The following is a 7,286-nucleotide window of genomic DNA, read 5'->3' as shown; positions in this document are numbered from 1 at the left end:
TTGCGCCCCCGGCAGGACTCGAACCTGCGGCCAAGCGCTTAGAAGGTGTGCGAGGTTTAGCGATGTGCTTACCTGCGTCTTTGCAGGTCGCCCCGAACCAATCTAAAGCAAGGCGCTTGGCCCGAGATTCTTGGAACTTTGACGCGATCCGAGCGGCGCCGATAACGAGCCCGCCCCGGCCGCCACTGTACGGGCAGCCGGGGCGGGTCGGGCGCGACTCCGTGCTCTGGACGGAACGGTTCTCGCGCGTGAGGGTACCCATCGCGCCCGCTTGCGGGGGGCAGTCGGTTAACCATCGCTAACTGACCCTGGAGTAACTTGCCCCCGTAGGTGCATATGCCAAACACATAGACTGTAATCGAACGCGTGCGCGGGCCGCTCGCCGGGAGGGATCGGCGACACTACCGCCGAGCGGCCCTGTCTAGGGGAGACGCGCGAGTTCGCGCTGCAGGTCGACGAGCGTGCACCCGTCCAGCGAGCGCACGAGCTGCCCGGCGAGCACCCACCGCGCGGCCGGCGAGCCGAACGTGACGACGTCCTTCACCGCGGTACGCACCGGGCGCCCGAACGCCGAGGACGACCAGATACGCCCGTACACCGCGCACGCCTCGCTGTCTCGGACGCGTACCGCGATGCTGCTGTCGACCAGGTGCGGGCACATCTCGACCGCCTTGCCCGCGCAGGGCAGACACAGCGGCGGGTGCGTCGTCATGAGCCGCTCGGGCCACCCGTCCCAGTCGCCCCGGTTGTCCTCGACCACCCACAGCACGCCGCGGTCGTCGCGGTCGGCCGACCGCCCGCACACCTGGCACAAGAGGTACTGCATCGCGATGCGCTGCCGCTCCGGGTGCACGTCGCCGTACGCCGGGCGACCGGTGCCCTGCGCGAGGGCGCGGCCGTTCCACAACACGCCGTGTTGGTCGCGGTCCTCGGGCCCCTCGTCGGCGTACGCGATCCCGCCCCGCCCCGAGTAGATGACCGTTCGCCGGTGCGGCTGCTCGCCACTCCATGCCGCGATGAACGGGACGACGTCCGGCCGGGCAAGCGCCTTCACGAGGCACCCCCGACCGCGCGGCCCACACGGGCGAGGGCGAACTGCAGGCGGCCGGCCTCGCGAGAGTGATTGCGGTACTCGTCGACCTCGGCGACCGAGGCGACTTGCGACAGCTCGTCGAGCCCGACCGCGAGCAGCGCGCCGCCGCACTGTTCGAGCCCGCGCACCCATCGGGGGTGTTGGACCTTAAGCGCGTAGCCGGTCTCAAGGAACCACAGCAGCGCCACGCCCCCACCGAGGGTCAGCCGCGTGCCGACGTCGGGTACCGGCTCGCCGGCCGGTACGGCGCCGAGCGACTGCGCCACCTGTCGCATGGTCGCCTCGACGACGGCGGGGTCGGCGTCGTCGAACTGCGGCGCCGGGTAGGTGATCATCAGACAGGGGATCGGCTCGCCGTTGGGCGCCTGTTCGAGCCACGTGCGCACGTTGACCGACATCAGCGTCGCGAGGGGCACGGCCTCGGCGACCGGCGCCTCGGCGGTCATCGGCCGCCGTCCATGGCCATGCTTGCGCCCGCGGCCGCGAACGCCTCGTACAGCGCCATGCCGTCCGTGAGCGAGGCACCGGGCGGCACGATCCACGAGTGGGCGAGCAGGGTGTGCGGTGCGACCACCGCGGGCGGGGGCGCGAGCAGCAGCTCGCCCTCGGCGAGGACGGTCGCGCCCTCTTGGTCCCACGCCTCGACCGAGCCGGCGGGCACGAGAACCTCGACGTGCGAGTCAGTGTGCAGCACGGGCCCGATGACGGCGCCCGCGTTCCGCAGCGCCTGCACCGTGCGCCACCCGCGCGGGCGGTCCATGCGGACGACGTCCCATCCCTTGCCCGCGGGCAGCTCGGCGAGCTGCCCCTGATCCCACAGCGCGAGAGTGCTCGACAGGCTCGCCCCGGTGTCTCTCACCCAGTCGACGGGCGCGAACCCGTCGAACCCGGCGGCGGCGTCGGCGATGTGCGCCCGGCGGATCCTGTCCGGTGTGCTTCGTCCTGGTGCGCGCGGTGGCAGCGCCTCGTTTGTCGTCATGTCGTCTCGCTCCGCTCGTCCGGAGTAATCGGGGGGAACGACTCGGCGAGCAGCCGGCCGAGTTCGGCGTGCAGCAGCTCGGCGGCGGCGTTGGTCAGTACGAGGTCGCCCTCGCCGATCGGTTCGCCGTTCTTGCCCACGGTGAGCGGGAGCGCAACACGGCCGGCGGCCGTGCGCCGTAAGGGTCCGATGCGGTCGATGCGTACGCCCTGCGAGGGATTCGCGGTCACGCCGACACTCCCTCGCCGCACTCGCTGAGTCATCGTCATGCAACGGACCGTAGAAGGGAAACGGAGAGGCGACCCGGAAGAGAATTCCGGGTCGCCTCGTGTTCCGGGTGTCAACTGCGCCTATACGCGCAGCCGTTCGAGCTAAGCGAGCACCCCGACGTGCTCGGCGATGCGGTGCAGATCCTGCCGCATCTGCGGGCGCGACCGCTTCAAGAGGGACTGCACCGCCTCGCGCACGAGGGGGAAGTACCTGATCTCTTCCGGTGACGCTTCCATGATCTGTTTGAGCATGTACAGCGTGCCGAAGTCGTCGCCGGTCAGCCGGTGCGCGTGCATGACCTCGACGAGGTACCGCGTCGTGCGTTCGAGCGGCAGCACGCCGCCGGGCTCGGGCACGTCGACGTCGTCGGCGAGGCGCAACGCCTCGGCGGCGTCACCCTCTTCGGCCGCGAGGTGCACGCCGTGCATGTTCACGTTGGTCGGCCCGAACGAGGTGTGGAAGTCGTTCCGGTCGACGCCGAGGCGCTGCGCGACGCTGTTCGCCTGCGTCAACAGGTCCCATGCCGTCGGCGCCTTGCTGTCGCGTACGGCAGCGATGACCGCGGCGAGATGCAGCGCGCCGTACGCCGACAGGTGCTCGGGGGTCGCGTCGTCGCCCGGCCGGCAGTGGCCGATCGTGCTGCGCGCGAGATCGAGCGAGTCGGCGACCTCGCCACTCGACGTGAGGATGCCGCACACGTTCCATGCCGAGGCGGCGATCAGGGCGGGGTCGCCCGTGTCGTCGGCGATCTGCATCGCTCGGTCGGCAGCGCGCAACGACAGCTTGCGCTCGCCCACGCGCCGCAAGAACACCTGATGCAGGTGCAGCAGCGAGACGAGGGCGCGCGTCGCTTCGAGTTCTTCCTCGCCGCTCGCGCTGCGCAGCGTCGCGTACGCCTCGGCGAGCAGTCCGGGCAGCATGCCGCCGACGGGGGCGTACCGCTCGGTGTCGTTCTCGTAGATGCCCCACGTCTCGACGACGCGCTCGCCGAGCTGCTGCGCGGTGTACGGGTCGCCGGGCAGCCCGAGCCCGAGGTGCGACGGCGGAGCGTTCAGGGCCCGGCGGATCGCCGGCACCGAGGGGTGTTCGGGGCCCCCGACGAGGCTCAAGTCGATCGACGAGCCGACGAGGTCGGCGACGTTGTCGAGGTTGAGTTCGCGGGCGAGTCGGATGAGCATGGACAGGGAGTCGATACCGATCACGTTCCGCTCGACCTTGCTGAGCCAGTCCTCGGAACGGCCGACGAGACCGGCGAGGGCGGCCTGCGACTTACCGGCCTTGACGCGGTAATACTTGATCTTCTCCCCGGTCGTCAGTGCTGACGGATTGATCATGAATTCCCCTTGATGGGTGAGAGCACTCGTCAACCAGCGTACGACCGTGACGGGTTGAACCGCTTGGGTCATACTGGGAATCGCCCCTTCGGGGAGCACTCACCCGGCCCTCGCCGCTCCCCGCGGCGGGGGCCGAACGCACGAAAGCGCCCCTGCCCGGCCGCTAGGCCAGACAGGGGCGCAGTGCTGTTCACGCGATGCGGCGGCGCTCGGCAGGCAGCCCGAGCAGCAACTGTGACGAGGTCGGGCTCGGCGACGGGTCACTCGGCTGTGGTGCGCCGTCGCGCCTGCAGACGAGCGCGTCGGGATCCCATGACGGCGCCTGCAGGCTGTACCCGTCCGGGCATGTCTGCCCGTCGCGCCCGTCCGTGCCGTCCGCGCCGTCCTTTCCGTCCGCGCCCGGCGGCCCGGCGGGTCCTGCAGGGCCGACCGGTCCGGTCGGTCCGGGCGGGCCGGTCACCGTGGCGCCGGGGTCGCCCTGCGTCCCGGACGGTCCCGACGGTCCGGGCGCGGGTGTGATCGTGGGCGCCGCCTTGCCGGGCTCGCCCTGCGGTCCGCGGGGTCCTGCAGGACCGGGGATCGGTACGGGCACCTCGGCCCGCGAGGGCAGATCGTCGACGGCCCGTGCCGGATCCGGTGCGGCCGGCGTCTTTCCGTCGGCCGTGATCTGCGCCCGCAGCACCCGCACGTCGCCCGCGAGCGTCGACACGGCGTCGCCCCGCAGGTTCGCCTCGTCGGCGAGTGAATCGGCGCGGCTCGCCTCGGCATCGATCCGCAGCCACACGAGGACAACGGCCCCCGACAGCACGAGCAGTACGGCAGCGATCGCGAGCGAGCGCCACCGCTGCGCGAGGATCGGCTGAGCATGACGGCGCTTCACGTGGGTTGTCCTCCTAGCTCGACGATCCGGTCGCGCAGCCGCTCGTTCTCTGCTGTGAGCGTCGTGATCTGCCCCTGCAGCGCTGCCTTGTCGGCTCGCTCGGCCGCGAGTTCGGCGTACGCCGCGGCGAGCCGCACCTCGTTCTCGGCGAGCTGCGCCCGCACCTTGTCGCGCTCTTCCTGCAGGTTGTCGACGAGCGTCGAGTACCCGCCGAGCACCGCGCCGGACTGCGACGCGCGGTTCGCGCCTCGCTGCCCGATGATGGCGGCCGCGGCCGCTGCGAGCCCGACGACGATGGTTCCGACGGCGCCGAGCGTCGCAGCGTCCACGCGCTTCCTCCGGGTGTGCATGGGGGTGTGTCCGCGGCCGTAAGGCCGGTGTCACCCGCTGGTCGAGTCGCCGCCGAGGTATCGCGCGCCGTCGACCGGTTCGAGCGCCTGGAACTTCGGGTATGCCGGCGGCCGCGCCCACCCGAGGAACAGGCCGGCGAGGTTCTGCAGGGCCGTGCCCCGCGCCCGCTCGCCGGCCACTTCGAGCAGCCTGAACACGAGGTAGTACACGAGCGCGCACGCGACGGTCACGGCGCCCGTGACGGTCGCCGAGTCGATGGTGACGCCGGCGCGCACGGCGAGGGTGAGCAGCCACCCCGCGACGAGCGGCACACCCGTGCGCATGAAACTGACGAACAGACCGGTCATGGGCCGGCCCCCTTTCGATGGTTGGTGAGCCCGGCCGCGCGGCGGCGGCCGGGCGTCGGTCATGCGACGACGTCGAACCCGTGCTTCTGGCCGAGCCGCTTGAGCGTCGTCATGCCGGGCGTGCCGTCGGCGTCGCCGCCCGGCTCGGTCCCGTGGAACCCGCACCGTTCCTGCCACAGGCTGTATGCGGAGCGAGTGGCGGTGCCGGCGTGCCCGTCGGCGTACGCCTTGGCGAGCAGCCGCTCGGCGACGAGCGCGTTCTCGACGTAGATCGCCGGCTTGTACGAGACCGGCGTGCCCTTCTTCGGCGGGTCGACCTTGAACGCCTTCGCGAGCGCCTTGAGCGACACCTGCGGTCGCTTCGAGGTCGAGCTGCCGCTCGTGGTGGTCGTCTTCGGCGGCGTCTTGTACTTGGGGCGGCCGAACCCGGCGATGTCGTGCACGACCCTCGCGCGCCTTGCGCACACGTTGGCGGAGTTGCCCTCGATCGTGAACACGTACCGGAAGTCGGCCGAGACGCCCGTGACGATCCCGACGTGATCGATCTTGCCGATCTCGCTCGACCCGTCCCAGTCGAAAAAGATGATGTCGCCGCGGCGTATGCCGCTCGCCTTGATGCCGTTCGTCATGGCGTGCCACTGTCCGGCCGCCTTGAACCTCGCGGCGTGCGCCACGGTGTACGCGAAGTCGGTGCCGAACAGCACCGCGTCGCGCTCGTCGGCCTGCGTCGCCCAGTAGCTCACGGACGCGTCGCACCATGCGAAGTTGCCCGCGTAGTCGGGCCCGTTGCGCTCGCGGTACCACTGCTGAATCGCGTTCGGCTCGCCGGTCCCGATCCACTTCTCGGCGGCCGCGATCATCGCGTCGACGCTCATGCGGACTCGCCCCCCTTCGTGGTGTCGTCGGCCGGGGCGGCGTCGTCCTGGTCGACGACCTCGGCGTCGGCGACGGGCTCGGCGTCCTGGTCGACGAGCTGCTCGGGCGCGGAGTAAAACCCGGCCATGTCCGCCCGGCCGTACTGCGCGGCGAGCAGCGCCGACTCGTCCTCGACGGTCGGGCCGTTGCCGGTCCGCACGAGGTGCTGCGCCTGTTCGTGCTGATCGCCGAGCCGCTCGGGGATCGGCCGTGCTGTGTCACCCATGGGTGAGCCCCTTCTGTTCGGGCATGAGAAACGCCCCGGCCGGGTCGGCTCGGGGCGTGCGGAGTGCGGCGGTCGCGCCGCCTGATCAGTGGCTGTGGGGTATCTGCAGCGCCCGCCAAATGGCCTCGTTGGGCACGCCGGTGTACGCGCCGCCGGGCGACCCGCACGTGACGTGCCAGTTGCCCCACGCGGTGAGGTCGCCCGAGCCGATATCAGCGGTCGGGGTGTAGCTGCCTGCCCCGACGGCGACGAGGCGTTTTGCTGCGGCGAGGACTAGCGGGGAGGTGCGGCCGATCTTGAAGAAGTCGACGCCGGGGTACGGCGAGTACGCCGCGGCGGTGCCCGACGACGTCTTGATCAGGCTGCTGTCGTCGTGCCAGTTGACATCGGCCGTGACCATCGGCGAGGCGTACTTGGGGTACCCATAGCCGTACACGTTGGCGTCGGACCTGTTGCGTGTACGCAGGTACACGCCGTCGCCCTCGGATGATCCGGTGTTGTTGCTGTTGAACTCGATCGTCGAGATCTGAGTGTCGCTGTACCGGTAGACGAGACCGGTGTGATCCTGCCCGCTGGTACCGAGCATGACCTGCGCACCGACGGCCGGGTACCAACTCCACCGGTTCCATGACTGGTAGGTGGTGACGGCGACGTCGCACGCCGGGGTCTGCGGCATGATCGTGATGTCACCCGCGCGGTACGCGAGCCACAGCAGCCCGATCACGCACCACGACTGCCCGTCGTAGCTCGCCATGCCGGGCGTTTCCTTGGCGTACTTGTTGAGGTTCGTCCAAGTGCCGCCCGAGTAGTCCTCTTGGTACTTGATCGCGGCCTCTTGCATGCCGAGATCGATCAGGGTCTGCGGCGAGATCGCGGCAACCATGGAACCCC

General features: G+C 70.6%; 11 protein-coding genes. All 11 read right to left on the bottom strand.

From position 1 onward, the window contains the following. Window positions 1-421: 421 nt before the first annotated feature. Window positions 422-1,054 (bottom strand): hypothetical protein, encoded by a 633-nt coding sequence (locus PV734_RS45295; protein WP_319295152.1) that lies wholly within the window; start codon window positions 1,052-1,054, stop codon window positions 422-424. Further along, window positions 1,051-1,539: a hypothetical protein gene (locus PV734_RS45290; protein ID WP_319295150.1), complete on the bottom strand. Its 489-nt coding sequence runs from the start codon at window positions 1,537-1,539 to the stop codon at window positions 1,051-1,053. Before PV734_RS45290 ends, PV734_RS45295 begins: the two co-directional genes overlap by 4 nt. Further along, window positions 1,536-2,072 (bottom strand): hypothetical protein, encoded by a 537-nt coding sequence (locus tag PV734_RS45285; RefSeq protein WP_319295148.1) that lies wholly within the window; start codon window positions 2,070-2,072, stop codon window positions 1,536-1,538. The genes PV734_RS45290 and PV734_RS45285 overlap by 4 nt, the downstream gene beginning before the upstream one ends. After that, window positions 2,069-2,302, bottom strand: a complete 234-nt coding sequence (locus PV734_RS45280) for a hypothetical protein (RefSeq protein WP_319295146.1) — start codon at window positions 2,300-2,302, stop codon at window positions 2,069-2,071. The genes PV734_RS45285 and PV734_RS45280 overlap by 4 nt, the downstream gene beginning before the upstream one ends. Window positions 2,303-2,443: 141 nt before the next feature. Further along, window positions 2,444-3,676 carry a helix-turn-helix transcriptional regulator gene (locus PV734_RS45275; RefSeq protein WP_319295144.1) on the bottom strand — a complete coding sequence of 411 codons (1,233 nt, stop codon included), beginning with the start codon at window positions 3,674-3,676 and terminating at the stop codon, window positions 2,444-2,446. A gap of 190 nt (window positions 3,677-3,866) precedes the next feature. Beyond that, a complete protein-coding gene (locus PV734_RS45270) occupies window positions 3,867-4,556 on the bottom strand; it encodes a collagen-like protein (protein ID WP_319295142.1) in 690 nt (229 codons plus the stop codon). Further along, window positions 4,553-4,885 carry a hypothetical protein gene (locus PV734_RS45265; RefSeq protein WP_319295140.1) on the bottom strand — a complete coding sequence of 111 codons (333 nt, stop codon included), beginning with the start codon at window positions 4,883-4,885 and terminating at the stop codon, window positions 4,553-4,555. The genes PV734_RS45270 and PV734_RS45265 overlap by 4 nt, the downstream gene beginning before the upstream one ends. Before the next feature lie 51 nt (window positions 4,886-4,936). After that, a complete protein-coding gene (locus tag PV734_RS45260) occupies window positions 4,937-5,254 on the bottom strand; it encodes a hypothetical protein (RefSeq protein ID WP_319295138.1) in 318 nt (105 codons plus the stop codon). 59 nt (window positions 5,255-5,313) lie between these two features. Then, on the bottom strand, window positions 5,314-6,129 hold the full coding sequence (locus PV734_RS45255) for a CHAP domain-containing protein (RefSeq protein ID WP_319295136.1): 816 nt from the start codon (window positions 6,127-6,129) through the stop codon (window positions 5,314-5,316). Beyond that, window positions 6,126-6,395, bottom strand: a complete 270-nt coding sequence (locus tag PV734_RS45250; RefSeq protein WP_319295134.1) for a hypothetical protein — start codon at window positions 6,393-6,395, stop codon at window positions 6,126-6,128. Before PV734_RS45250 ends, PV734_RS45255 begins: the two co-directional genes overlap by 4 nt. An 85-nt stretch (window positions 6,396-6,480) precedes the next feature. Beyond that, on the bottom strand, window positions 6,481-7,278 hold the full coding sequence (locus tag PV734_RS45245; RefSeq protein ID WP_319295132.1) for a hypothetical protein: 798 nt from the start codon (window positions 7,276-7,278) through the stop codon (window positions 6,481-6,483). Window positions 7,279-7,286 lie beyond the last annotated feature (8 nt).

It is taken from the genome of Streptomyces sp. AK08-02, from assembly GCF_033795085.1.
Lineage (GTDB): Bacteria > Actinomycetota > Actinomycetes > Streptomycetales > Streptomycetaceae > Streptomyces > Streptomyces echiniscabiei.
Note: the sequence above shows the minus strand (reverse complement) of the source record. Positions and strands in the feature narration are given on the sequence as shown.

What these genes read in the sequence shown, in the direction of transcription:
- PV734_RS45290 (WP_319295150.1), bottom strand. Translation starts at nt 1,539, where the DNA reads ATGACCGCCGAGGCGCCGGTCGCCGAGGCCGTGCCCCTCGCGACGCTG.
- PV734_RS45285 (WP_319295148.1), bottom strand. Translation starts at nt 2,072, where the DNA reads ATGACGACAAACGAGGCGCTGCCACCGCGCGCACCAGGACGAAGCACA.
- PV734_RS45275 (WP_319295144.1), bottom strand. Translation starts at nt 3,676, where the DNA reads ATGATCAATCCGTCAGCACTGACGACCGGGGAGAAGATCAAGTATTAC.
- PV734_RS45260 (WP_319295138.1), bottom strand. Translation starts at nt 5,254, where the DNA reads ATGACCGGTCTGTTCGTCAGTTTCATGCGCACGGGTGTGCCGCTCGTC.
- PV734_RS45255 (WP_319295136.1), bottom strand. Translation starts at nt 6,129, where the DNA reads ATGAGCGTCGACGCGATGATCGCGGCCGCCGAGAAGTGGATCGGGACC.
- PV734_RS45250 (WP_319295134.1), bottom strand. Translation starts at nt 6,395, where the DNA reads ATGGGTGACACAGCACGGCCGATCCCCGAGCGGCTCGGCGATCAGCAC.
- PV734_RS45245 (WP_319295132.1), bottom strand. Translation starts at nt 7,278, where the DNA reads ATGGTTGCCGCGATCTCGCCGCAGACCCTGATCGATCTCGGCATGCAA.